General features: G+C 71.9%; 25 protein-coding genes. 20 read left to right on the top strand and 5 right to left on the bottom strand.

From position 1 onward, the window contains the following. Window positions 1-75: 75 nt before the first annotated feature. Together ABD287_RS13865 and ABD287_RS13860 are read right to left on the bottom strand one after the other, a co-directional pair. On the bottom strand, window positions 76-861 hold the full coding sequence (locus ABD287_RS13865) for a peptidylprolyl isomerase (RefSeq protein WP_344173033.1): 786 nt from the start codon (window positions 859-861) through the stop codon (window positions 76-78). A gap of 46 nt (window positions 862-907) precedes the next feature. Continuing rightward, window positions 908-1771, bottom strand: coding sequence for a peptidylprolyl isomerase (locus tag ABD287_RS13860; protein ID WP_344173031.1), 864 nt, complete (start codon window positions 1769-1771; stop codon window positions 908-910). A 243-nt stretch (window positions 1772-2014) separates the two neighbouring features. Here ABD287_RS13860 and ABD287_RS13855 point away from each other — a divergent pair, with 243 nt between their 5' ends. Then, complete coding sequence (locus ABD287_RS13855) at window positions 2015-2725, top strand: MBL fold metallo-hydrolase (protein ID WP_344173029.1); 711 nt, start codon at window positions 2015-2017, stop codon at window positions 2723-2725. Between the two features lie 69 nt (window positions 2726-2794). Then, a complete protein-coding gene (gene hisS, locus ABD287_RS13850; protein WP_344173026.1) occupies window positions 2795-4147 on the top strand; it encodes a histidine--tRNA ligase in 1353 nt (450 codons plus the stop codon). A gap of 3 nt (window positions 4148-4150) precedes the next feature. Here the strand turns inward: hisS and ABD287_RS13845 are convergent, their stop codons facing one another. After that, complete coding sequence (locus ABD287_RS13845; protein WP_344173024.1) at window positions 4151-5209, bottom strand: hypothetical protein; 1059 nt, start codon at window positions 5207-5209, stop codon at window positions 4151-4153. Between the two features lie 211 nt (window positions 5210-5420). Between ABD287_RS13845 and aspS the strand changes: the two genes are divergently transcribed. Then, window positions 5421-7235, top strand: a complete 1815-nt coding sequence (gene aspS, locus ABD287_RS13840) for an aspartate--tRNA ligase (protein WP_344173022.1) — start codon at window positions 5421-5423, stop codon at window positions 7233-7235. 21 nt (window positions 7236-7256) lie between these two features. On the opposite strand, the gene ABD287_RS13835 is transcribed toward aspS, so the two are convergent. Further along, window positions 7257-7736, bottom strand: a complete 480-nt coding sequence (locus tag ABD287_RS13835) for a hypothetical protein (protein WP_344173020.1) — start codon at window positions 7734-7736, stop codon at window positions 7257-7259. 205 nt (window positions 7737-7941) lie between these two features. Between ABD287_RS13835 and ABD287_RS13830 the strand changes: the two genes are divergently transcribed. The 14 genes from ABD287_RS13830 (at window position 7942) to nusB (ending at window position 21333) form a co-directional block, all read left to right on the top strand. Further along, window positions 7942-9378: a replication-associated recombination protein A gene (locus ABD287_RS13830; protein WP_425565619.1), complete on the top strand. Its 1437-nt coding sequence runs from the start codon at window positions 7942-7944 to the stop codon at window positions 9376-9378. An 803-nt stretch (window positions 9379-10181) separates the two neighbouring features. Further along, on the top strand, window positions 10182-10967 hold the full coding sequence (locus tag ABD287_RS13825; RefSeq protein ID WP_344173018.1) for a hypothetical protein: 786 nt from the start codon (window positions 10182-10184) through the stop codon (window positions 10965-10967). A gap of 64 nt (window positions 10968-11031) precedes the next feature. Then, a complete protein-coding gene (locus tag ABD287_RS13820; protein WP_344173016.1) occupies window positions 11032-11487 on the top strand; it encodes a DUF948 domain-containing protein in 456 nt (151 codons plus the stop codon). A gap of 24 nt (window positions 11488-11511) precedes the next feature. Then, complete coding sequence (locus ABD287_RS13815) at window positions 11512-11781, top strand: hypothetical protein (RefSeq protein ID WP_344173014.1); 270 nt, start codon at window positions 11512-11514, stop codon at window positions 11779-11781. Next, window positions 11778-14456 (top strand): alanine--tRNA ligase, encoded by a 2679-nt coding sequence (gene alaS, locus ABD287_RS13810; protein WP_344173012.1) that lies wholly within the window; start codon window positions 11778-11780, stop codon window positions 14454-14456. Before ABD287_RS13815 ends, alaS begins: the two co-directional genes overlap by 4 nt. Window positions 14457-14461: 5 nt before the next feature. Beyond that, on the top strand, window positions 14462-14920 hold the full coding sequence (gene ruvX, locus ABD287_RS13805) for a Holliday junction resolvase RuvX (RefSeq protein ID WP_344173010.1): 459 nt from the start codon (window positions 14462-14464) through the stop codon (window positions 14918-14920). After that, complete coding sequence (gene mltG / locus ABD287_RS13800; protein ID WP_344173008.1) at window positions 14917-16101, top strand: endolytic transglycosylase MltG; 1185 nt, start codon at window positions 14917-14919, stop codon at window positions 16099-16101. The genes ruvX and mltG overlap by 4 nt, the downstream gene beginning before the upstream one ends. Window positions 16102-16125: 24 nt before the next feature. After that, window positions 16126-16938 carry a shikimate dehydrogenase gene (locus ABD287_RS13795; RefSeq protein WP_344173006.1) on the top strand — a complete coding sequence of 271 codons (813 nt, stop codon included), beginning with the start codon at window positions 16126-16128 and terminating at the stop codon, window positions 16936-16938. A gap of 25 nt (window positions 16939-16963) precedes the next feature. After that, window positions 16964-18139 carry a chorismate synthase gene (gene aroC, locus ABD287_RS13790; protein WP_344173004.1) on the top strand — a complete coding sequence of 392 codons (1176 nt, stop codon included), beginning with the start codon at window positions 16964-16966 and terminating at the stop codon, window positions 18137-18139. After that, entirely contained in the window at window positions 18136-18651 is a 516-nt protein-coding gene (locus tag ABD287_RS13785) for a shikimate kinase (protein ID WP_344173002.1), read from the top strand. The genes aroC and ABD287_RS13785 overlap by 4 nt, the downstream gene beginning before the upstream one ends. Then, window positions 18648-19739 carry a 3-dehydroquinate synthase gene (gene aroB / locus ABD287_RS13780; RefSeq protein ID WP_344173000.1) on the top strand — a complete coding sequence of 364 codons (1092 nt, stop codon included), beginning with the start codon at window positions 18648-18650 and terminating at the stop codon, window positions 19737-19739. Before ABD287_RS13785 ends, aroB begins: the two co-directional genes overlap by 4 nt. Further along, window positions 19736-20179, top strand: a complete 444-nt coding sequence (gene aroQ / locus ABD287_RS13775) for a type II 3-dehydroquinate dehydratase (RefSeq protein ID WP_344172998.1) — start codon at window positions 19736-19738, stop codon at window positions 20177-20179. Before aroB ends, aroQ begins: the two co-directional genes overlap by 4 nt. Before the next feature lie 162 nt (window positions 20180-20341). Next, window positions 20342-20899 (top strand): elongation factor P, encoded by a 558-nt coding sequence (gene efp / locus ABD287_RS13770; protein ID WP_344172996.1) that lies wholly within the window; start codon window positions 20342-20344, stop codon window positions 20897-20899. A 23-nt stretch (window positions 20900-20922) separates the two neighbouring features. Next, on the top strand, window positions 20923-21333 hold the full coding sequence (gene nusB / locus ABD287_RS13765; RefSeq protein ID WP_344173148.1) for a transcription antitermination factor NusB: 411 nt from the start codon (window positions 20923-20925) through the stop codon (window positions 21331-21333). 135 nt (window positions 21334-21468) lie between these two features. On the opposite strand, the gene bldD is transcribed toward nusB, so the two are convergent. Next, a complete protein-coding gene (gene bldD, locus ABD287_RS13760) occupies window positions 21469-21957 on the bottom strand; it encodes a transcriptional regulator BldD (protein ID WP_344172994.1) in 489 nt (162 codons plus the stop codon). A 302-nt stretch (window positions 21958-22259) separates the two neighbouring features. Here bldD and pyrR point away from each other — a divergent pair, with 302 nt between their 5' ends. The 3 genes from pyrR to ABD287_RS13745 are packed head-to-tail and all read left to right on the top strand — an operon-like array spanning window position 22260 to window position 25044. Next, on the top strand, window positions 22260-22820 hold the full coding sequence (gene pyrR, locus ABD287_RS13755) for a bifunctional pyr operon transcriptional regulator/uracil phosphoribosyltransferase PyrR (RefSeq protein WP_344172992.1): 561 nt from the start codon (window positions 22260-22262) through the stop codon (window positions 22818-22820). Beyond that, complete coding sequence (locus ABD287_RS13750; protein WP_344172989.1) at window positions 22817-23728, top strand: aspartate carbamoyltransferase catalytic subunit; 912 nt, start codon at window positions 22817-22819, stop codon at window positions 23726-23728. The genes pyrR and ABD287_RS13750 overlap by 4 nt, the downstream gene beginning before the upstream one ends. Next, the gene (locus tag ABD287_RS13745; RefSeq protein ID WP_344172987.1) at window positions 23725-25044 is read left to right on the top strand and encodes a dihydroorotase; all 1320 of its coding nucleotides are present in this window, start codon (window positions 23725-23727) and stop codon (window positions 25042-25044) included. The genes ABD287_RS13750 and ABD287_RS13745 overlap by 4 nt, the downstream gene beginning before the upstream one ends. Window positions 25045-25073 lie beyond the last annotated feature (29 nt).

Raw genomic sequence — 25073 nt, 5'->3', positions numbered from 1 at the left:
CTGGGCCGACGCAGCGAGGACGGCCCACCTTCCGGCGCTTTCGCGCTGGGGATGGGCCGTCCGACCTTCGGCGGGTCAGCGCACCGCGACCGACTTGAGGATGATGTCCTTCTTGGGGTGTCCGCCGCCGGGGGTGGGCTCGAAGGCGCCGTCGTGACCGGTTGCGGTGGCCTTCTTGATGATCTCCTGGCCGGCCGCTGACATCGTCCCGAACACCGTGTAGTCGGGGCTCAGGTTCTCGTTGTCCTGGGTGATGATGAAGAACTGGCTGCCGTTGCTCACCGGGTCCTGGGTCCGGGCCATCGCCACGGTCCCGGCCGGGTACGCCGGCCGCTTGTTCAGCGGCAGGTTCTCGGTGCCGAAGACGTAGTTGGGACCGCCCGTGCCGTCGGTCTGCCGGTAGCCGGGGCCCTTGGCGCTGGGGTCCCCGCACTGGAGCATCCCCGGGAACATCCGGTGGCACTTGGTGTCGTTGAAGAAGTTCTTGCTCGCCAGGTGCGTGAAGCTCGCCACGGTGCACGGCGCCAGCGCGCGGTCCATGACGATGTCGACGTCGCCGAAGTTGGTGCTCAGCGTCATCGTCTTCATGCCGGACTTGGGCACCTCGGCCGGTGGCTTGCCGACGTCCTTGACTGTCGGGGTGACCGCCTCGGCGGGCAGCGCCTGGTAGTCGCACTCGGCCGGGACGGGCCGGGTGGCGATGTGGATCACCCACGCGGTGGCGCCGCCGACGACGACGACGGCCGCGCCGGCCGCCACGCCGGTGAGCACCCTGCGCTTGCGCCGCGCCGCGCTCTTACGTTCGGCCATCTGTTGTTCCAAACGGGCCCGGGCGGCGTCCCGCTGGTTCGTCGCGTTCACCTTCGCTCCTTACGGCGTGCCTGTCGGTCGGACGTGGGGGCGGTGGTCACCGGGTCGGTGACGTCACGGGTGAGGGCGCCGCCGGCGGCGGCGTGATGGTGATGAGTCCCTGGTCGAGCCCGCCTTCGACGTTGACGTAGGCGAGGGTGACCGGTTTGGCCGGTCGGGTCTTGTCGCCGGCGCCGTTGTCGACGGTCCCGGCTTTGACGATCCGGTCCATCAGGTACATGTTCGTGGTGACGTAACCGACGGTGGCCAGGGTGGGGTCGTCGGTGGTGATGTCCTTGTGGACGATGACGAACTGGCTGCCGTAGCTGGCCGGGCCGGTGCGCTTGAGGGCGATCGTGCCGCGCGGGTACTGCGGCGGCTCGCCGGGCTTGGCGGGCGAGGCGCCCGGGTCCGGTCGGTTCTCGGCGAGGACGCTGTATGTGGGTCCGCCGTTGCCGGTGCCGCTGGGGTCGCCGCAGGTGAGGTAGTTTCCGGTCAGCTCGTGGCAGGTGGTGTTGTTGTAGAACGTCTTCGCGGCCAGGTGCCGCAGGCTCGCGACGGCGCAGGGAGCGGACGCGATCGGCAGCGTGGCGTTGATGATCCCGTAGCTGGTGGCGATGTCGAGCGTCGCCGCGCCGGTTTCGGGTACGCCTGTCGTGGGCGGCGTGCCGACGTCCTTGAGGGCCGGATTCGCGGCCGGGTCGAGGGGGGTCCAACCGCAGACCGCGGTGTTCGCAGCGGGCTCGTCGTCGAACGCGCCGAAGAAGTGGGCCATCCCGCCGGCGACAAGCAAAAGGGACATCGCGGTGGCGAGCCCGGCCAGGATCTGACGACGCAGCCTGGCCGCCCGGGCCTGCTTGGCCAACTGCCGGTCGAGCTTGGCGCGGGCGAGCCTGCGCTGCCGATCCTTGCTGGGAGTCACCGGACGCCCTCCTCGTCGTTATCTGATTGTTGCCAAGCTGTCCACAGCGCCACGCGCGGGCAGGAGTGTGCCCCGGCACACGTCCGCACGAGTGTACGGGCAAAGTCTGAAAGCGGATCTCCCGGCGACGCGCCACGACGACAGCGCCGGCGCCGAGCCGACTAGGCTGGCGTCCTGTCCGCGGTTGTCGGCGGCCCGCGGTAGCGGACGCGAGCCGGTTTCGCCTGTATCTCGGAGGCTTCGTTGCTCGTCGCCGGCTTTCCCGCCGACGCGTTCGGGACCAACTGTTACGTCCTGGCGCCGGCCCCTGGTGAGCAGTGTGTCATCGTCGATCCGGGCATCGGCGTTATCGACCGGCTCGACGCGATTCTGGCCGAGCACCGGCTCCAGCCGGCGGCGGTGCTGCTCACCCACGGGCACCTCGATCACACGTTCTCGGTGACGCCGGTCTGCGGCGCCCGCGGCGTCTCCGCCTACGTCCACCCGGACGACCGGGAGCTGCTGGCCGACCCGGCGAAGGCGTTGTCGATGGACCTCACCGAGCTGTTCGGCGGCCGGTTCAGCTACGCCGAGCCGGAGGATGTCGTCGAGATGACCGATGGGTCGGTGCTGTCGCTGGCCGGGCTGGAGTTGACTGTCGACCACGCTCCGGGTCACACCCGGGGGTCGGTGCTGTTCCGGCTCCCGGCCGCGGCCCAGGCTGAGGCGGACGAGCTGTGCCTGTCCGGGGACGTCCTGTTCGCCGGCTCGATCGGCCGCACGGACCTTCCCGGCGGCAGCATCGACCAGATGCTCGCCAGCCTCCGCGACAAGATCCTGCCGCTGGCTGACAACACAATGGTGTTGCCCGGCCACGGCCCCTCGACGACGATCGGCCGCGAGCGCCGGGCGAACCCGTACCTGCGGGATCTCGGCGCCGGCGGGGCGGTCGCGTCGCCGAACCGAGGCTGGTAGCTTCCCCGATCCGAGGCTAGCTTCCCCGATCCGAGGCCGCCGGCCTCCTGATCCAAGGCATGGGTGCAGATGAGCAAGCCGACGCCGATCTCCGGTTTCCCCGAGTGGCTGCCCCCGCAGCGGATGATCGAGCTGCACGTGCTCGACCGGCTGCGCTCCACTTTCGAGCTGTACGGCTTCGCGCCGTTGGAGACCCGGTCGGTGGAGCCGCTGGACCAGTTGCTGCGCAAGGGCGAGACCTCCAAGGAGGTTTACCTGCTGCGCCGGCTCCAGGACGACGCCGGGGCCGACGTCGGGGCGGACGCGCTCGGCCTGCACTTCGACCTGACGGTGCCGTTCGCCCGGTTCGTGTTGGAGAACGCCGGCAAGTTGCAGTTCCCGTTCCGGCGGTACCAGATCCAGAAGGTGTGGCGTGGCGAGCGGCCGCAGGAGGGCCGGTACCGGGAGTTCCTACAGGCCGACATCGACATCGTCGACCGGGACACGTTGCCGTTCCACTACGAGGTCGAGCTGCCGTTGGTGATCGGCGACGCGCTCGGCGGGCTGCCGTTGGGGCAGCCGGACGGTGAGCTGCCGGTCGTCATCCAGGTCAACAACCGCAAGCTGTGTGAGGGTTTCTACCGCGGCCTGGGCATCGAGGACGCCGAGGGCGCGCTGCGGGTCATCGACAAGCTCGACAAGATCGGCCCCGACAGGGTCGCCGCGGCGCTGTCCGAGACGGTCGGCGCCAGCGACGCGCAGGCCCGTGCCTGCCTGGCCCTGGCCCAGATCGGCGCCGCCGACGCGTCCTTCGTGGACCAGGTCCGGGCGTTGGGCGTCGACGACCCGATGCTCGACGAGGGCCTGGCCGAGCTGGCTGCCGTCGTCGAGGCCGCCGGACGCTACGCGCCGGGCCTGTGCCGAGCCGAGCTGAAGATCGCCCGGGGGCTGGACTACTACACCGGCACCGTCTACGAGACGCAGCTGCGGGGGTTCGAACGGGCTGGCTCGATCTGCTCGGGCGGCCGCTACGACAACCTCGCCACCGCCGGCGCGGACCGTTTCCCCGGCGTCGGGCTGTCCATCGGAGTGTCGCGGATGCTCGGGCTCCTGTTCGGCGCCGGCGTATTGACGGTATCCCGGCAGGTCCCGACGGCGGTGCTGGTGGCGTTGCCGGACGAGGAGCGACGGGCTGACTGCGACCAGGTGGCCGCGGCGCTGCGCGCCCGGGGGATCGCCACCGAGGTGGCGCCGGGCGCGCAGAAGTACGGCAAGCAGATCCGGTTCGCCGAGCGCCGGGGCATTCCGTTCGTGTGGTTCCCCGGCGGCGACGGCGAGCCTGACACGGTCAAGGACATCCGCTCCGGCGACCAGGCCGAGGCGTTCGCCGCGACGTGGGCGCCACCGGCCGTGGACCTGCGCCCGCAGGTCCACGGCGGCTGAGGCTCAGATCGGGAACGTGTCCGGGTCTGCCGGCTCCGACGGCACGTTCCCGGCGGCGCCGGCCTGCAACGTGAGCCGCCAGATCGTGTAGGTGGCGCTGCTGGTGCTGAAGCGCATCCCGGTGGTGTCCCGCTGGTAGCCGCAGTCGCGGTTGAACCGCTTGGCGCGCGGGTCCCAGTCGACTCCGTTGGCGATGTAGACCCGGTAGTCGCCGTCACGGATTCCGGTGATCGTCAGCTTCGCCTTGGCCCGGATGTAGACGCTCAGCGTCGGCTTCTTGGCCCCCTTGCGGGCGAGAGTCACCAGCGCGTCCTGCTTGCCGCCAGTGATCTTGAGGTGACCCGAGCCGCCGTTGGGCCTGGCCAGGAAAGCGCCGTGCTTGAGGCGTCGGTTGGCATCCGGCGTGGGCTCCGGCAGATAGGCGGCGAACGGTTGGGCCAGCGGCGGATCCGCCTGGGCGAGCAGCTGCGCCGCCGCCCGGGTGGCTTTCGTCGCCTCGGACCTGGCGATCATCGCGGCCGCCGACGTGCCCGTGCAGACTTCGTAGGCGTCGGCGGCGCTGCCGGTGGCGGCCGCTGTGGTGTCCATGGAGACGAGCGCGTCCAGGAGCGCGCCGTGCGCGGCCGCCTGTCCCTTGGGCGGGTTCGTGCCACGGATCTCGTCGAGGCTCGCGCTCGTCGTGGCGCGGAGTTTCTCGGTGGCGTTGGAGACCTTGGCGGGGCTGGTGGCTGTCGTGACGGCGCCCATTGCCGTCCCCAGATCGCCGTCGATCCGGGCAATGAGCTGGTGGTAGTCGCCGGCGCTCATGGCCGGCGGGCCGTCGTCGCCGGCGGGCAGGTCAGACAACAGCACGGCGCCGGCGCCGACGCCGCAGCAGCCGAGCACAAGCACCGCGGTGATCCCGCCTGCGATCCACCAGCCCACGTGACGCTTGCGCGGCGCCGGGGCATCGGGCATCGGATAACCGGCCGGCGGGTTGGGCGCAGGCATCGGATAACCACCCGACGGGTTGGGATCGGGCATCGGATGACCGGCCGGCTGACCGGGGTGGGGTGCGTTCATGCGCGTGAGTATCGACGGCTGGCGACCGTTTCGCAGTCCGGTATCCGTCACAGTGGCCGTTCGCACAGCCATGGCCACACATCGCCGGCGCGGGCGACCGCACGACCGGTCTCATGCCGGGGAACGGCTGGGCCGGTGTCGTCCCCGGGCCTACGCGATGTCGAGTCAACTGACAGAATGGCAGGCGAGCTCACCGCGAAGGAGAACCACCGTGATCCGTACCCACAACGCCGGCAGCCTGCGCGCCAGCGACGCCGGCGCGACCGTCACGCTCGCCGGCTGGGTGGCCCGCCGCCGTGACCACGGTGGAGTGATCTTCGTCGACCTGCGTGACGCCTCAGGCGTCACCCAGGTGGTGTTCCGCGAGGGCATGGACAGCGCGCACGACCTGCGCAACGAGTTCTGCGTGACCGTCACCGGCTCGGTCCGGCTGCGGCCGGAGGGTAACGAGAACCCCGAACTGGCCACCGGCGCCGTCGAGGTCGTCGCCGCCGAGCTGAACGTGCTGTCCGAGGCGGCGCCGCTGCCACTGCCGATCGACGACCACGTCGAGGCAGGCGACGACATCCGTCTCCGCTACCGCTACCTCGACCTGCGGCGCAGCGGACCAGCGTCGGCGATGCGGCTGCGCTCGCGCGCCAACCAGATCGCCCGCGAGGTGCTCCACGCCCGCGACTTCCTGGAGATCGAGACTCCGACGCTGACCCGGTCCACTCCCGAGGGCGCCCGCGACTTCCTCGTCCCGGTCCGGCTCCAGCCCGGCGCCTGGTACGCGCTGCCGCAGTCGCCGCAGCTGTTCAAGCAGCTCCTCATGGTCTCCGGCCTGGAACGCTACTACCAGATCGCCCGCTGCTACCGCGATGAGGACTTCCGCGCCGACCGGCAGCCCGAGTTCACCCAGCTCGACATCGAGATGTCGTTCGTCACCCAGGACGACGTCATCGACCTCGGCGAGAACATCGTCGCCGCGCTCTGGGGCGAGCTGGCCGGGCACGAGATCACCCGACCGATCCCGCGGATCACCTGGCACGAGGCGATGAGCCGGTACGGCTCCGACAAGCCCGACCTGCGCTACGGCGTCGAGCTGGTCGACCTCACCGAGTACCTGCGCGGCACCGCGTTCCGGGTGTTCGCCAGCGCCATCGACGACGGCGGCTACGTCGGCGCCGTCGTCATGCCCGGCGGGGCCTCGCAGACCCGCAAGGAGCTGGACGGCTGGCAGGACTGGGCCAAGGCCCGCGGCGCCCGTGGCCTGGCCTACATCGTTCTGGACGCCGAGACCGGCGAGCCGCGCGGCCCCGTCGCCAAGAATCTGCACGAGGACCACCTCGCCGGCCTCGCCGACGCTGCCGGGGCCAAGCCCGGCGACGCCGTCTTCTTCGCCGCCGGCGCGGAGCGTCGCGCCGCCCAGGAGCTGCTCGGCGCCGCCCGGCAGGAGATCGCCAAGCGGTCCGGGCTGATCGACGAGTCGGCCTGGGCGTTCTGCTGGGTGATCGACGCCCCGATGTTCGAGCGGGTCGAGGCGCCCGGCGGCGCGGACACCGGCTGGACGGCCGTGCACCACCCGTTCACCTCGCCGAAGGCTGAGTGGCTCGGCAACTTCGAGTCAGCCCCGGGCGATGCGCTCGCCTACGCCTACGACATCGTCTGCAACGGCAACGAGATCGGCGGCGGGTCCATCCGTATCCACCGCAAGGATGTCCAGCAGCGGGTGTTCAACCTGCTCGGCATCACCGCGCAGGAAGCGACCGACAAGTTCGGCTTCCTGCTTGACGCCTTCACCTACGGCCCGCCCCCGCACGGCGGCATCGCCTTCGGCTGGGACCGGGTCTGCATGCTGCTCGCCGGCGCCGACTCGATCCGCGACGTCATCGCCTTCCCGAAGACCGGCGGCGGGTTCGACCCACTGACCGGGGCGCCCACACCGATCACCGCGCAGCAGCGCGCGGAGGCCGGCGTGGACGCCAAGCCGAAGCCGAAGCCGACGGCGGGGGAGTCGGCGGGGGCGCAGCAGGCCAACGCCTGAGCTGACACGCCCCGCGCCGGATCACCGGGCCGGCGGGGTCGATGGCAGCCCCGGGGTGGTCGGTGCGGTCGGCTGGGTGCTCGTCGGCGGCTGCCGGTCGAGCTGACCGGGGCCGCGCATCATCGGGCCCTCGTCGCGGCGGTTGTCCCAGCGGTCGTGCTCGCGGTATCGGGGACGCTCACCCCAGCCGCCCCGATCGCGGTCGTCGCGGTGGTGCCATCCGCGGTCGCCGTCGCGGTGGTGTCCACCAACGACCGCGCCGAGGGCGAATCCGCCGATCCCGCAGAGCAAGGCCGCGAGCAACGCCCCTGCGACGAAGGCGAGCAGGACCGGCACGGTGAGCCATCGCGTGGCGGCGGGCGCCGGCACGACCGGGGTGACCAGCGGCGGGGCTGACGCGGCCGGGGGAGTCGGTGACAGGGGCGGCGTGCCTCCGTCAGAGGTTGGGGCATCGCCTGGTTGCTGTCCGGGCGGGCCGGCCGGGTTCTCGGGGGTCGTCATCGTTGCTCCTTAGTTGGTGCGCCTGAGCTGGTCTTATGCCTCTAATCTGACTCCCCGCCACTGGCCGTGGGTTCGATCCGCGCTGTGAGTCGGCTGAGAACTGCTGGATGTCCGCTGAGAATCCGGTCATTCGGCTCAGCGGGGCCGAAGCGTCGCCGAGAACTGTCGTCGGCCGCGGCGCCATCTGGCGGTACTGTTTGACGCGATGCACACCGATGGCCTGTTTCCGCTCGCCACCCCGACCGTCGCGACCCCGACCGTCGACGTGCCGGGGTCCGGACCAGCCTCCACGACGCCGGTCCGGATGGACGCGCCGCTGGCGGCGCGGATGCGTCCACGCGCGCTGGACGAGCTGGTCGGCCAGCGACACCTGCTCGGCGTCGGCGCTCCGCTGCGCCAGTTGGTCGTCGGCGAGCAGCTACAGTCCGTCATTCTCTGGGGGCCACCTGGCAGCGGAAAGACGACGATCGCGCACCTGGTCGCCGGCGCCGTGGACCGGCGGTTCATCGCGCTCTCCGCGCTCTCGGCGGGTGTCAAGGAGGTGCGGGCGGTCATCGACGAGGCGCGGCTGCGCCGTCGCTCCGGGGGCAGCCCGCCGACGGTGCTGTTTATCGACGAGGTGCACCGGTTCAGCAAGACCCAGCAGGATTCGCTGCTGGCCGCGGTCGAGGACCGCACCGTCACCCTGCTCGCCGCCACCACCGAGAATCCGTACTTCTCGGTCATCGCCCCGCTGTTGTCGCGTTGCGTTCTGCTCACGCTGCGTCCATTGGCCGACGACGACGTCCGGCAGCTGATAGGCCGGGCGGTCGACGAACCGCGCGGCCTCGGCGGCGCGTTCAGCCTCGCGGACGAGGCGCGCGATCACCTGGTCCGGCTCTCCGGCGGGGACGTGCGTAAGGCGCTGACCGGGCTGGAAGCCGCCGCCGGCGCCGCGGCCGCCCAGGGCGCTGAGACGATCGACCTGGCCGCCGCCGAGCAGGCTGTCGATGTTGCGGCAGTGCGGTACGACCGTGACGGCGACGCCCACTACGACATCGTCAGCGCCTTCATCAAGAGCATGCGTGGCTCCGACCCCGACGCCGCGTTGCACTGGCTGGCCAGGATGCTCGTCGCTGGCGAGGATCCCCGGTTCATCGCCCGCCGCCTGGTCATCTTCGCCAGCGAGGACGTCGGCCTCGCCGACTCCTCAGCCCTGGCGGTGGCCACCGCCGCAGCCACCGCGGTTGACCGGATCGGACTGCCCGAGGCGCAGCTCAACCTGGCGCAGGCCGTGCTGCACCTGGCCACCGCGCCGAAGTCCAACGCCGTGACGACCGCGCTGGCGGCCGCGATGGCCGATGTCCGGGCCGGTCGCGGCGGCGCGGTGCCACCGCAGCTTCGGGACGGCCACTACCCGGGCGCGCGCGGGCTGGGCCACGGCGCCGGCTACCGGTACCCGCACGACGATCCGCGGGCCGTCGTCGCCCAGCAGCACGCGCCCGACGATCTGGTCGGGGTGGACTACTACCACCCGACCAGGCACGGCGCGGAGGAGACCGTCGCGCAGCGACTGCCCACGCTGCGGCGTATCGTCCGGGCCGACCCCAGCGCCGCCGGTCCCGCCGGCGACGCCGCCGCCCAGGGAAAGAGGACCAGGTGAGATCGCGCGGTTCCGATCGCCCCGACGACCACACCGGCGATGAGCCGGCCCGCGCCCGCGGCGGCCGGCGGTGGGGACGGAGCAAGCCGCCGGAGGCGCCGCCGGGGCAGATTCCGAGCGAGGAGGTCGGCTGGCTCGACGACCTCCGTACCGCCAAGGAATCCAAGAGCAGCCTGGCGCCGGGGGATCAGCCCCGACCGGCGGAGTCGCGCCCGCGACCACCGGCCGGGCCGCCCTCGTCCGTGCCGCCGTCCGTGCCACAGCGCGCCGTCGTGCCGCCGCCACCGGTCTCGGCCCCCCCGGCCGTTCCGCCTCCGGCGCCCCCGGCTGTCGCTCCTCCTCCGGTGGTCCGCGCGGCCCCGCCAACTCCGCCTCCACCCGCGGGCCGTACGGCTCCGCCCGCTGATCGCCAGGCTCCGCCGCCGGGCCGTCCTGCCCCGCCGCCCGTCTCGCCCACTGTTGCGCCGATCGTTCCGTCGGCGCCGCCCACGGGGAAGCCGGTCGGCCGCGCGGTGGCGGGCCCCACGCCGGTAGCGCCGCCGCCACCGCCGCCGCCGGCTCCGCCGTCGGGTCGCCCGGAACGTCCGGGCGACTGGCTGCGCCGGGCCGCCGGGCGTGGGCCGCAGCAACCGGAGGCGCCCGGCGCGCCCGGCCGCGGCGCTCCAGCTGACGCGCCCACCGTCGTCGGGCTCCCGGCGACGCCACCGCCGACGCCGCCAACGGCATCGGCGCGGGCAGCGGCCCCGGCTCGTCCTGAGCCCCCCCGCCGCCCCGCGTCGCCTGGCCCCACCTCACCCGGCGACATGTCGCCGGCGCTGGCGCGGCAAACCCCTGATGATGCTCTGACGACAGAGATTCCGCCGGTCGCTCCCGGGCCGACCAGCGACGTCGACCCGGTCCGCGGGGTGTCCGGGCAGCCCGGACGCGCGTCGCAGCGGCGCAGCGCCGCTGGGCCAGCGGCGATCCGTGGCGCGCGTTCGGAGATCCGCCGCCAGTTGCGGGAGAAGAAGCGGTTACGGCTCACCACGCTGGTGGTGGTCAGCCTCCTGTTCCTCGGCGCGCTGCCGGCGTACTTCGGCGTCCGCGCGGCCAGCCGCGATCCGGTGTTCGCCGCACTCGACTCCCTCGACCTTCCCGCCGGTATGACCGGCGCCCCGGACGATCAGATCAGCGGCAACCGCTGGTGCCTGAAGGAGTGCCGCTTCCGGCAGCGTCGGGCCCAGTCCGAACAAGGCCCGCAGGTGACATTCGCCGGGTACGAGAGCAGCCTCGCCGAGCAGGGCTGGCAGCGGTGGCGGATCGCCGCCTGCGCCGGGCGCGTCGTCCCGTCGGGGGAGTACTTCTCGTGCTGGCGCCGTGACGAGTACACCCTGGACCTGTCGGTACGCCCGCCCCGGTGCGCCACGCCAGGGGTCACCGGGCCACCGCCGGAGTGCCCCGGCGCGGCGGTGGACCTCAAGATCCGCAACGCCATGGCCGACGATCGGCAGCGACGTCTGCCCGCCCAGGACCCGCAGCAGACCGGGGAGGACCCCGATCCGGCCCTGGGCGGCCTGCCCACGTCCGGGGCGACAGGCGCGCCGTCGTGATGCGCGCCCGGCGTCGCCTGCCGGTAAGGTTCCCAGCGTTGACGGTTGATCGAAGGAGGCAGGCGTGCAGCCTGGAGACATCGCAGGGTTGATCGCCGCAGGGGCCTTCCTGATGCTCGTTCTCGTGCTCGCTGTGCCGATCCTCCGGCTGCGTCGCACCATCGACGCCGCCACCAGGGCGATCGAGGAGGTGACCGCCCGTACCGGTCCGATCCTCGGCAACGTGAACTCCACCATGGAGAACGTCAATGTGGCCTTGGAGCAGACGCAGGTCTCGCTCGACGGCGTGAACGCCCAACTGGCCCGCGTCGACACGATCACCTCGCACGTCCAGACGGTCAGCGCGAATGTCGCAAACCTGGCCACGGTGGTGGCGTCGGCGGCGGCCAACCCGCTGGTCAAGGTGGCCGCCTTCGGCTACGGGGTGCGTAAGGCGGCGGCGAACCGCCGGCACGCCGACGACGAGCGCGAGGTGCGCTCGGCCCTCAAACAGCGCCGTCGCGGCGCGCACTCGGCCTGACGGCGAAACGGGGGACGGGCGAACATGAAGCGGATGCTGTGGTTGGGTATCGGCCTGGCGGTCGGCGCGCTCATCGTGCGGAAGGTCTCGCAGAAGGCCCAGGCTTTCACGCCGCAGGGCATCGCCGGCGCGGTCACCGGGTCGGCGGAGAACGCCGTCGACGCGATCCGGCTCTTCGTCGATGATGTCCGGACGGGCATGGCCGAGCGCGAGCAGGAGATCCACGAGGCGTTCGCGGCGGGCATCGCCGTGCCCGTCGACGAAGACCGTTTGATCGAGGAAGGCACCCGATGAAGACAGCGGAGATCAAGCGCCGCTTCCTGGCGCACTTCGAGGCGAACGGGCACACGGTCGTGCCCAGCGCCCCGCTGCCGGCGATCGAGGACCCGAACCTGCTGTTCATCAACGCCGGCATGGTCCAGTTCGTGCCGTACTTCCTCGGTCAGCAGACGCCGCCGTTCAAGCGGGCGGCCAGCGTACAGAAGTGCCTGCGCACCCCCGACATCGACGAGGTCGGCAAGACGAGCCGGCACGGCACGTTCTTCCAGATGAACGGCAACTTCTCCTTCGGCGACTACTTCAAGGAGCTGGCGATCCCGCTGGCCTGGGAGCTGTCGACCAGGTCCGTCGCCGACGGTGGGTTCGGCCTGGACCCGGAGCGGATCTGGGCGACGGTCTACCTCGACGACGACGAGGCCATCGACATCTGGCGTGCCACCGGCCTGCCGGCGGACCGGATCGTGCGTCGGGGCATGGCCGACAACTACTGGTCCATGGGCATTCCCGGCCCGTGCGGCCCGTGTTCGGAGTTGTACTACGACCGGGGCCCCGCCTACGGCCCCGAGGGCGGCCCTGAGGTCGACGAGGACCGGTATCTGGAGTTCTGGAACCTGGTCTTCATGCAGAAGGAGCGGGGCGCGGGCGGCTCGAAGGACGACTTCCCGATCCTGGGCGACCTACCGGCAAAGAGCATCGACACCGGCATGGGCCTGGAGCGGATGGCCTCCATCCTGCAGGGCGTCGACAACATGTACGAGATCGACGAGGTCCGCCCGGTGCTCGCCCGCGCCGCTGAGCTGACCGGCGCCCAGTACGGCGTGCGCTCGGGCCAGGCGGCCACCGAGTCGCACCCGGACGATGTGCGGCTTCGGGTCATCGCCGATCACGTCCGCACCTCGCTCATGCTCATCGGCGACGGTGTCACCCCGTCGAACGAGGGCCGCGGCTACGTGCTGCGGCGGATCATGCGTCGGGCGATCCGGGCGATGCGGCTGCTGGGCTGGCAGGAGCGGGCGATGCCCGAGCTGCTGCCGATCGCCCGCGACTGCATGTCCCCGTCGTACCCGGAGTTGGCCGAGGAGTTCGAACGGATCTCCTCATACGCCTACGCCGAAGAGGACGCGTTCTTGTCCACGCTGCGTAGCGGCACCACGATCCTGGACCTGGCGATCACCGAGACGAAGTCCGCCGGCGGCGGCCGGCTCTCCGGAGACAAGGCGTTCCAGCTGCACGACACCTACGGCTTCCCGATCGACCTCACCTTGGAGATCGCCGCCGAGCAGGGCCTGAGCGTCGACGAGGAGGGTTTCCGCCGGCTGATGTCCGAGCAGCGGACCCGGGCGAAGGCTGACGCCGCGGCCCGTAAGACCGGCCACGCGGACCTGTCGGCCTACCGGCAGTCCCTCGACGCCGGGGGGGCGGTCGCGTTCACCGGCTACGCCGATGTGAGCCGTGAGTCCAGGGTGCGTTCGGTGATCGGCGCCGGTGGGCTGTTGAGCGCCGCGGGCGAGGGCGAGCTGGTGGAGCTGGTGCTCGACACCACTCCGTTCTACGCCGAGGGCGGCGGCCAGCAGCCGGACCTGGGACGGATCACCGTCGGCGGGGGCGAGGTCGAGGTCCTCGACGTACAGCAGCCGGTGCCGGGTCTCATCGTGCATAAGGCGAAGGTGGTCCGCGGCGAGGTCCGGGCGGGTGAGTCGGCGTTCGCGGAGATCGACGTGGCCCGGCGCCGGGCGATCTCCCGGGCGCACACCGCCACCCACCTGGTACACCAGGCGATGCGCAACCTCCTCGGCGAGACGGCGACGCAGGCCGGGTCGTTGAACGCCCCGGGCCGGCTGCGGTTCGACTTCAACACCCCGGGCGCGGTCTCCGCGACAGTGCTGCGGGATGTCGAGCAACAGGTCAACGAGGTCCTCATGAGCGATCTCGAGGTCCACGCGTTCGTCACGTCGCAGGCTGAGGCGCGGCGGCTGGGCGCGATGGCGTTGTTCGGCGAGAAGTACGGAGACGAGGTGCGGGTCGTCGAGGTCGGCGAGTACGCCCGCGAGCTGTGCGGCGGCACGCACGCCGCCCGCTCCGGCCAGTTGGGGCTGGTGAAGATCCTGTCGGAGGCGTCAATCGGCTCCGGGGTCCGCCGGGTCGAGGCTCTGGTGGGCATGGACGCCTTCGGTTTCCTGGCCCGTGAGCACCTGCTGGTGTCGCGGCTCGCGGAGCTGTTCCGGGTGCCCGGGGACGAGGTCGCGGACCGGGTCGAGCAGACGGTCGCGGCGTTGCGGGACGCTGAGCGGGAGTTGGAGCGGCTGCGCGCGGCGGCGGTGCTGGGCGGCGCCGGCGAGCTGGCGGCCAAGGCCCGGGATCTGGGCGGCGTCGCCTACGTCGGCGCAGAGGCGCCGGAGGGCGCCGGCGGCAATGACGTCCGCACGTTGGCGCAGGAGATCCGTGGCAGGATCGACCCGGCCCGCCCGGCGGTGGTGGCCGTGGCCAGCCGCGCCGGCGGCAAGGCGTCGCTGGTGGTGGCGGTGAACCAGGCAGGCAAGGGGCGTGGGTTGTCGGCCGCCGAGCTGGTGAAGGCGGCGTTGTCCGGCCGCGGCGGCGGCAACGCTGACCTTGCGCAGGGCGGCGGGGTGGCCGCGGCCGAGGCGCCGGGACTGTTGGCGGCGGTGGAGAAGACCGTGGCGGGCGCCTGATCCTGGTGTCGGCTTTCGTGCGTGGCGTCCGGTTGGGCGTTGATGTGGGCAGGGTGCGGGTCGGGGTCGCCAGGTGCGACCCCGATGCCATCCTGGCGACGCCCCTGGTGACCCTGGCGCGTGACCTTTCCGGCGCCGTTGATCCGCCGGCCGATATCCGGGCGCTGGCGGCGCTGGTTGAGGAGCATGAGGCGGTGGCGGTGGTCGTCGGGCTGCCGGTGAACCTGGCCGGAAAGCACGGACCGGCAGCCCAGGAGGTGCTCGGGTACGCTCGACAACTTGGCGCTGCCATCGACCCCATCGATGTTCAGCTATCTGACGAGCGGATGTCGACCGTCGTCGCTAGTCGTAGGCTTGCGGAGCGTGGTGTCCGTGGCAGACGCCAACGGGCGGTGGTCGACCAGGCGGCCGCCGTGGAGATCCTCCAGAGCTGGCTCGAAACCCTGCGGAGGCGGACCCAATGATCGACGACCTCGGTCTCGAGCACGACGACGCGCCCCGACATCGTCGGCACCGCCGTCGGGGCGCCGACGATCGCTCGGGCGGGGCTGCCCGCACGGGCGTCGTGCTCGTCGTCGTCGCGGTCATGCTGGCCGCCCTGGGCGGGGCCGCCTGGTGGGGCCTGGACCGGGTCGTCGGCTTCTTCTCGGCCCCCGACTACACCGGCGGCGGCACGAACGCCGTGTCGGTGCAGGTCCGTCCGGGCGAGACCGCCGTCGACATCGCCCGGACCCTGGCTCAGGCTGACGTGGTCAAGAGTGAGAAATCATTCGTCAACGCCGCCTCCGACAACGCCCTGAGCCGCAACATCCAACCCGGGTTCTACGAGCTGCGCAGGCAGATGCGCGCCAAGGACGCCCTGGCGTTGCTCATCGATCCGGTGAATCGGATCGTCAAGGGCGTGACGATCCCCGAGGGGCGCACGGTCAAGCAGACCTACAAGCTGCTGTCGGAGGCCACGAAGATCCCGGTGAAGGACTTCGAGAGCGCCGGCAAGGACCCGGTCGCTCTCGGCGTGCCGAAGTTCTGGTTCAACCGCAGCGACGAGGTCAAGGCCAAGCCGTCGCTGGAGGGTTTCCTGTTCCCGCAGACCTACGAGTTCGACCCGGACGCCGACGCGACCGCGATCCTGAAGACGATGGTGCAGCAGTTCCTCACCGAAGCCGAGGAGATCGATTTCGTCGCGCAGGTGGAGGCCGGACGCGGTGGGATCACCCCCTACGAGGCGTTGGTTGTCGCGTCGTTGTCCCAGGCTGAGGCCGGAGTGCCGGAGGACCTGGGGAAAGTCGCCCGGGTCGCCTACAACCGGGTCTACGCCGGTGACTTCCCCTGCGGTTGCCTGGAGATGGACGTCACGGTCAACTACTGGCTGGAGGCGACCGGGAAGCCGACCAAGGCGTCGAAGGACATGACCGCCGCTGAGCTGGACGATCCGAAGAATCCCTACAACCGGAAGCGCCGTGGACTGGTCCCGGGCCCGATCAACAATCCCGGGCAGGAAGCGCTCAAGGGCGCCATGGCGCCGCCGGTGGGGGACTGGCTCTTCTTCGTGGCGATCGACAAGGAGGGCCACTCGGCCTTCGCGACCACCCTCGCCGAGCATGAGAAGAACATCGCCACCGCGCGTAAGAACGGCGTGCTGTAGGTGCCGGCCGGCCGGTGGGCAGCCGTGGTCGGCTCCCCGGTGTCGCATTCGCTCTCGCCGGTCATCCATCGGGCCGGCTACGCAGCAGCGGGCCTGACTGACTGGTCCTACACGACGCTGGAGTGTCCAGAGGGCGCCTTGGCGGCGTTGGCGGGCGGGCTTGGCGCCGACTGGGCCGGGCTCTCGGTGACGATGCCGCTGAAGTCCGAGGCGTTGGCGCTGGCTGACCGCGCCAGCGCGGTGGCCGTCGCGGTGGGGGCGGCGAACACCCTGACCCATGACGACACGGGCGGCTGGGCGGCGGACAACACGGACGTGCCGGGGGCCGCGGCGGTCCTGTCAGCGCTCGGGGTCCGTGGCGGTCCGGCGGTGGTCCTCGGCGCGGGGGGCACGGCCCGCGCCGCGATCGCCGCCCTCGGCCGCTGCGGCGTGTCGACGGTCACGGTGGTGGCGCGGCGCCCCGAGGCGGGACGGGCGTTGGCCCCGGTGGCCGAGGCCAGCGGGTTGCGGCTCGCTGCGGCCGGCTGGTCGCAGGCGCCGGAGTTGTTGAGCGCGCCGACGGTGGTCGCCACCGTGCCCAGGACGGTCACCGACCAGCTCGCCGGGCAGGCCCGTTGGCATGCCGGCGGCGTCCTGCTGGAGGCCCTGTACGACCCGTGGCCCACGCCGTTGGCGGCCGCCGCGGCCGCCAACAATGTCCGGGTCGCGTCCGGCCTGGACCTGCTCCTGGCCCAGGCCGTGGAGCAGTTCCGCCTGATCACCGCGGTGACGGCCCCGACCACGCCGATGCGCGCCGCGTTGGCGGCAGCCGTCCCGGGATGGCGGCCGGTGGCGTGACAGACTGTCCGGCGGAGGTGGCGAGGTGCGTTGGACAACCGCGGGCGAGTCGCACGGACCGGCGCTGGTGGCGCTCCTGGACGGGGTGCCGGCCGGCGTCGAGGTGACCAGTGTGGATCTCGACCGGGAGCTGGCCCGCCGGCGGCTCGGCTACGGTCGGGGCGCCCGGATGAGCTTCGAGCGCGACGAGATCGAGATCATCGGCGGGGTGCGCCACGGCGTCACGTTGGGCAGTCCCGTGGCGGTGCGGATCGGCAACTCGGAGTGGCCCAAGTGGCGCACGGTGATGGCCGCGGACCCGGTCGACCCGGACGAGCTGGCGGCGCAGGCGCGTAACGCGCCGCTGACCCGGCCGCGGCCCGGCCACGCCGACCTCGCCGGCATGCAGAAGTACGGCCACACCGACGCCCGGCCGATCCTGGAACGCGCGAGCGCCCGGGAGACCGCCGCCCGCGTCGCGGCCGGCACGTTCGCCAAGGCGTTGCTGCGTCAGGCGTTCGGCGTCGCGGTGCTCTCACACGTCGTCGAGCTGGGTCCGGTGGCCGTGCCCGCGGGCGTCGCTCCGTCGCCGGAGGACGCCGAACGGGTCGACGCCGATCCGATGCGCTGTGTGGATCCGCTGGCCAGCGCCGCGATGGTCGCTGAGGTGGACGCCGCGAAAGCGGACGCCGACACGCTCGGTGGCGTCGTCGAGGTCGTCGTCTACGGGCTGCCGCCGGGCCTGGGCAGTCATGTGCAGTGGGACCGCAAGCTCGACGCCCGGCTGGCGATGGCGTTGATGTCCATCCAGGCGATCAAGGGGGTGGAGATCGGCGACGCGTTCACCCAGGCGCGCTCGCGCGGCTCGGTCGCCCATGACGAGATCGTCCCCGGGCCGGACGGGGTGCGTCGTCTCACCGACCGCGCCGGCGGGCTTGAGGGCGGCATCACGACGGGGCAGCGGCTGCGGGTGCGGGCGGCGATGAAGCCGATCTCGTCCCTCGCGCGGGCGCTGTCGACCGTGGACGTGACCACCGGCGAGCCGGCCACGGCGATCAACCAGCGGTCCGATGTGTGCGCGGTGCCCGCCGCCGCCGTGGTCGCCGAGTCGATGGTGGCGTTGACGTTGGCCGACGCCGCGCTGGAGAAGTTCGGCGGGGACTCGGTCGCCGAGGTCCGCCGCAACGTGGACAGCTACCGCCGGCACCTGGTGGTTCCGTGAGCGGCCCGGTGTGCGTCCTGGTCGGGCCGCCCGGCGCCGGTAAGAGCACCGTCGGCCAGGCGTTGGCCGACGCCCTCGGTGTGGCGTTCCGGGACACCGACGTCGACGTCGCCGCCACGGTCGGCAAGCCGATCCCGGAGATCTTCGTCGACGAGGGCGAGGCGTTCTTCCGTCAGCGGGAACGGGAAGCGGTCGTCGCCGCGTTGGCCGGCTTCGGCGGTGTCCTCGCGCTCGGCGGCGGCGCCGTCCTGGACGCGAGCGTCCGGGAGGCGCTGACCGGACGTCCGGTGGTCTACCTGACCGTGGGGCTGGGCGACGCCGTCGCCCGGGTCGGCCTGGGCGCGAGTCGTCCGCTGCTGGCGGTCAATCCGCGGGCCACCCTGCGTCATCTCATGGAGCAGCGGCGGCCGCTGTACGAGCAGGTCGCCGCGCACACCGTGGACACCGACGGCCGTGACGTCGCCGCGGTGGTCGACGACGTCCGGCGGGCGTTGGCGGCGGCGCGGCGATGAGCGGGCCGGCGCAGGGGGCGACGACGGTCATCGAGGTCGGCGGCGAGCGCCCGTACCGGGTGCGCATCGGCCACGACCTCAGCGGTGACCTTCCTGAGCTGTTGCCCGGGGCGGCGCAGGTCGCGGTGTTGTTCGCCGGGCCGGTGGCCGCGCGCGCCGACGCTGTCGCCCGCGCGTTGGCGGCGGTGGGCGTCGCCCCGCTGCTCATGGAGGTCCCGGACGCCGAGGCTGGCAAGACGGTCGCGGTGGCGGCGTCCTGCTGGGACCGGTTGGGCGCGGCCGGCTTCACCCGGGTGGACGCGGTCGTCGGCGTCGGCGGCGGGGCGGTCACTGACCTGGCCGGCTACGTGGCGGCGTGCTGGTTGCGCGGGGTGCGCTGGGTTCCGGTCTCCACCAGCCTGCTCGGCATGGTCGACGCCGCGGTCGGCGGCAAGACGGGGGTGAACGTCGCGGCCGGCAAGAACCTTGTCGGCGCGTTCCACCCGCCGGCCGGGGTGCTGTGCGACCTCACCGCGTTGGCGACCCTTCCCGCCGACGACCTGCGTGCCGGGCTGGCGGAGGTCGTCAAGTGCGGTTTCATCGCCGACCCGGCCATCCTGGATCTCGTCGAGGCGGCGCCGGCCGCCGCGCTGGCTGTCGGCGGCCCGGCCCAGCGGGAGCTGATCACCCGGGCGATCCAGGTGAAGGCCAACGTGGTCGGCGCCGATCTTCGTGAGTCCGGGCTGAGGGAGATCCTCAACTACGGCCATACCCTGGCGCACGCGATCGAGCGCCGCGAGGGTTACCGGTGGCGGCACGGCGACGCCGTCGCGGTGGGTCTGGTCTTCGCGGCGGCGCTCGGCCGGCTGGACGGTCGGCTCGACGAGGCGACGGCGCGGCGGCACCGCGACGTGCTGGCGGCGCTGGGGCTGCCGGTGTCGTATCCGGCGGCCGCGTGGCCGGCGCTGCGGGCGTCGATGAGCGTCGACAAGAAGGCGCGCGCCGGTACGCTGCGCTTCGTGGTGCTCGACGGGTTGGCGAAGCCGGCGACGCTGGCCGGGCCGGCTGAGGAGCTGTTGGCGGCGGCGTATCGGGAGGTGGCCAGGTGAGCCGGGTGCTGGTGCTCAACGGCGTGAATCTGGGACGGCTCGGCGCCCGGCAACCCGATGTCTACGGTGTCGTGACCTTCGCCGAGCTGGCGGAGCTGTGTCGGCGGACCGGCGCGCAGCTCGGTCTTGAGGTCGAGGTCCGGCAGACCGACGACGAACCCGAGTTGATCGGCTGGCTGCATGCGGCGGCCGATGCCCGGACCCCGGTGGTCCTCAACCCTGCGGCGTGGTCGCACTACTCGTACGCGCTGCGGGACGCCTGCGCGTTGCTGACCGCCCCGCTGGTCGAGGTGCACATCTCGAACATCCATGCCCGCGAGGAGTTCCGTCGCCACTCGGTGATCTCGGCGGTCGCCACCGGCGTCGTCGCCGGACTCGGCGTCGACGGCTACGTGCTGGCGCTGCGCCATCTGGCCCAGCGGCTGAGTAGCCCGGCCTGACCGGATAGACTCGCCGCTGGCCCTCCGGCGCGTCCGGTCGGGCTGACGATTTCGGCCGCCGATCACCGACGACTTCGGTCGCCGACGATGTCGGCGTCGACGTCCGACTTCGTTCTTTGACGTTACCGGCCGCGCGGGCCGCCCAGATGACCAAGGCAGGACATGGCGAGCACGAACGATCTGAAGAACGGCATGGTTCTCAACCTCGACCGCGAGCTGTGGTCCGTCGTCGAGTTCCAGCATGTCAAGCCAGGCAAGGGACCCGCCTTCGTGCGGACCACCCTCAAGCATGTGCTCTCCGGCAAGGTCGTCGACAAGACGTTCAACGCCGGCACCAAGGTCGAGACGGCCACCGTCGACAAGCGGACGATGCAGTTCCTGTACGTCGACGGCGACGACTACGTCTTCATGGATCTGGACACCTTTGACCAGATCCATGTCCCCAAGGTGACCGTCGGTGACGCGGCCAACTACCTGTTGCCCGAGGCGCAGGCGACGGTCGCCACCCACGAGGGCGTCGTGCTGTATGTCGAGCTGCCGACCAGCGTGATGTTGGAGGTCACCTACACCGAGCCGGGTCTGCAGGGCGACCGTTCGACCGGCGGCACCAAGCCGGCGACCGTGGAGACCGGGGCCACGATCCAGGTCCCGTTGTTCATCTCCACCGGCGAGAAGATCAAGGTCGACACGCGGGATGGCCGCTACCTCGGCCGGTCCTGATGGCTGAAGGTCCCAAGCTTCAGATGCCCGCCCGCCGCAAGGCGCGCAAGCGGGCGCTGGACGTGCTCTACCAGTCCGACATTCGGGACCTGCCTCCGGCCGAGGTGCTGGCCAGCTACCTGGAACACCTGGAGCGGCCGCACCCTGAGCACATGGGATACGCCATCTTCCTCATCGATGGCGTCGCCGGGCATCTGTCCCGGATCGACGAGGTGATCTCCACCTACGCCGAGGGGTGGTCGCTGGAGCGGATGCCGGTCGTCGACCGCAACCTCGCCCGGATCGCCGTGTACGAGCTGCTGCACGTCGACGAGATCGACGACGCGGTGGCGATCACCGAGGCGGTGGAGCTGGCCCGCCAGATGTCGACCGACGATTCGCCGCGGTTCCTCAACGGGGTTCTGGGCCGGATCGCCGAGTACGCCACCCGCTGAGGAAGGCGCCGCTGAGGAAGGGCCCTCGGCCGGGCGCCCCGATCGTGACGTTGAAGGGCTCGTGCCGGAACTCCGGCACGAGCCCTTCAACGTATCCGCTCTGGTCACATCCCGCGCCGTGCTAGGCGGGCGTGGTCAGGAGCCGAAGAACGCCCGCGGATCGGCGACCAGGACACCCTGCTCGCTGAGTCGCTCGATGAGGCCGGAAGGGGAGATGTCGTACACGATGGCCAGCGCCCGCAGGTCGTCGGCGCGGATGGAGAGCACCCGGCCGTTGTAGTCGCCGCGCTGCTGCTGGATGGCACGGGCGTACCGGCCGACATACGCGAGGTCCTCGGACGCCTGGTCGTACAGCTTCTCGAGGTCCAGGACGATCTTGTTCGTAGCCTCCTGTCGAATGCCGCTGCTGTCGGGCAGCAGCTCAGCGACGGGCACCCGGTAGAAATCGGCCAGTTCGGCCAGGCGCGAGACGGTGACGGCCCGGTCGCCGCGCTCGTAGGAGCCGACGACGACCGCCTTCCAGCGGCCGTTGGACTTCTCCTCTACGCCTTGCAGGGACAGGCCCTGCTGCTGGCGGATGGAGCGGAGGCGGGCGCCGAGGGACTTGGCGTACTCAGAGGGCATTCAACTCTCCCAGTGCTGCCCGGGGTTTCTCCCCAGATCTTCACTACGGAGCGTGACGGTACGGGGCATGCGTCGACTGGTCAAGTGCCGACGCAATACTGCTTTCGTGCCGACGGCGCTACCGGCCATCTGGACGGCGTCGCCGCGCCCGTTCGGTGACCATGATCGCGGAGTGCTACCGTGGCCGCGGCTCACACCGGTGTGGCGCCGGCGCCCCGTCCAGGGGCGTCCGTCGATATGTCCGGTGAGCCGCCCGACATCCTTTAACGACCCGTCCAGTGAGGCGGGGAAGGAGGTCCGCGTTGGCCTGCCCCGAGACCGGGAATCCCGGCAAAGTGGTGCTCACCGCGTCCCAGATCCAGCGGATGGTGGACCGGTTGGCCCACCAGATCCTCGAACGGACCTCCGGCGCCCGGGGCACCGTCCTGCTCGGCATCCCGACCCGTGGCGTGCCGCTGGCCCGCCGGTTGGCCGAACGCATCGACGCGTTCGAGGGCGTCGCGGCGCCGGCCGGAACGCTCGATGTCACCCCCTTCCGGGACGACCTGACCATCCGTCCCGCCCGACCGGCGCTGCCCACTCAGGTGCCGTCCGGCGGCATCGACGGCTGCCGGGTGATTCTCGTCGACGACGTGCTCTGCTCGGGCCGCACCGCGCGCGCCGCCCTGGACGCCCTGTTGGAGCTGGGCCGCCCGGCCTCGGTGCAGTTGGCTGTGCTGGTCGACCGCGGGCACCGGGAGCTGCCCATCCGCGCCGACTATGTCGGAAAGAACATCCCGACCGCGCTCAGCGAGCTGGTGCGGGTCGCCCTGTCCGAGGTTGACGGCCGTGACGAGGTCCGGCTACACGAAGGAGCTTCATGATCGAGAACCTGTTGTCGGCGGCCGACCTCGACGCCGCCACGGCCGCCGCGATCCTGGACCGGGCGGCCGGGTTCGCCGCCGGCGCCGGGCCGGACCAGCCGCTGCGCGGGGTGACCGTGGCGAACCTGTTCTACGAGGACTCCACCCGCACCCGGTTCTCCTTCGACACCGCCGCCCGCCGGGTCGGCGCCGGCGTCGTCAACTTCGCCGCCAAGGGCTCCAGCGTCGCCAAGGGCGAGAGTCTCAAGGACACCGCGTGGACGCTGCGGGCGATGGGCGTCGGCGCCGTCGTCATCCGGCACGGCGCCGCCGGCGCGGCGCACCGGCTCGCCGGCTGGATCGACGAGCCGGTCGTCAACGCCGGCGACGGCGCCCACGAGCACCCCACCCAGGCGTTGCTGGACGCCTACACCATCCGGCAACGGCTGGGGCGGATCGCCGGCCTGCGGGTGGCGATCGTCGGTGACGTGCGGCACAGCCGGGTGGCCCGCTCGAACGCCATCCTGCTCGGCGCCCTCGGCGCGAAGGTGACCGTGGTCGGCCCGCCGACCCTCGTCCCGCGTGACGGCGCGGTCCTGGCGCCCGGCGTTGAGGTCTCCTTCGACCTCGACGCCGTGCTGCCGGAGGCCGACGTGGTGATGATGCTGCGGGTCCAGCACGAGCGGATGGGCCAGGCGTTCTTCCCGTCGGTGCGCGAGTACTCCCGCCGCTGGGGCCTGGACGTCCGGCGGGCGGCCCTACTGGCCGAGCACGCCATTGTCATGCATCCCGGGCCGATGAACCGGGGCGTCGAGATCGCCGGCGAGGTCGCCGACTCCGCCCGCTCCACCATCGTCGACCAGGTCGCCAACGGCGTCCTGGTGCGGATGGCCGTGCTGTCGCTGTTGAAAGGACTGGCAAACCGTTGAGTTACCTGATCAGAGGGGCACGGATCGTCGGGGGCGATCCGGTCGACCTGCTGCTGCGCGACGGGACTGTCGCCGAGGTCGGGACGGGCCTGTCCGCCGCCGGCGCCACGGTCGTCGACGCCGACGGCCTCGTCGTTCTGCCCGGCCTGGTGGACCTGCACACCCACCTGCGTGAGCCGGGCCGTGAGGACGCCGAGACGATCGCGACCGGCTCCCGGGCGGCGGCGCTCGGCGGCTTCACCGCCGTCTGCGCGATGGCGAACACCGACCCCGTCGCCGACACCGCGGCCCTGGTCGAGCAGGTGTGGCGGATCGGGCGCGACGTCGGGCTGGTGGACGTGCAGCCGATCGGCGCGGTCTCGGTCGGGCTGGCCGGCGAGCGCCTGGCCGCCCTCGGCGACATGGCCGACTCGGCGGCCGCGGTGCGGATCTTCTCCGACGACGGCATCTGCGTGCACGACCCGCTGCTCATGCGCCGGGCGCTGGAGTACGTCAGGGCGTTCGACGGGGTGATCGCCCAGCACGCCGAGGAGCCGCGGCTGACCCAGGGCGCGCAGATGCACGAGGGCGACGTGTCGGCGCGGCTGGGCCTGGGAGGCTGGCCGGCGGTCGCCGAGGAGTCGATCATCGCCCGGGATGTGCGGCTCGCCGAGCATGTGGACTCCCGCCTGCACGTCTGCCATGTCTCCACCGCCGGCTCGGTGGAGATCCTTCGGGCGGCCAAGGCGCGGCCGTGGGCGTCCTCGGGCCCGGGCCCGGCGCGGATCACCGCCGAGGTGACCCCACACCACCTGCTGCTCACCCACGAGCTGGCCGCCACCTACGACCCGCTCTACAAGGTCAACCCCCCGTTGCGGGCTGACACCGACGTCGCCGCGCTGCGTCAGGCGCTGGTGGACGGGACGATCGACATCGTCGCCACCGACCACGCCCCGCACGTCGCCCACGACAAGGAGTGCGAGTGGGCGCACGCCCGTCCCGGGATGCTGGGTCTGGAGACCGCGTTGTCGGTGACCCTGTCGGCGCTGCGCGACGCCGGCCTCGACGATCGCCGGCTGTGGGACGTCATCGCCGCCCGGATGTCCCGCGCCCCGGCGCGGATCGCCCGGCTCGACGGCCACGGTCGTGACCCGGCGGTCGGCGTCTCGGCGAACCTGACCCTGGTCGACCCGGCCGCCACCCGGGTGATCGCCGCCGACGGCGGGGCCAGCCGCAGCCGCAACAACCCGTACGCCGGGCTGAGCCTGCCTGGCCGGATCGTCGCCACGTTCCTGCGCGGCGAGCCGACGGTGATCGACGGCAAGGCCTGCCGATGAGCGTGGCCAGACTCTCCAGCACAACGAAA

The sequence above is a fragment of the Pilimelia columellifera subsp. columellifera genome, from assembly GCF_039532605.1.
Taxonomy (GTDB): Bacteria; Actinomycetota; Actinomycetes; order Mycobacteriales; family Micromonosporaceae; genus Pilimelia; species Pilimelia columellifera.
This window is presented reverse-complemented; position numbering and strand designations above follow the sequence as displayed.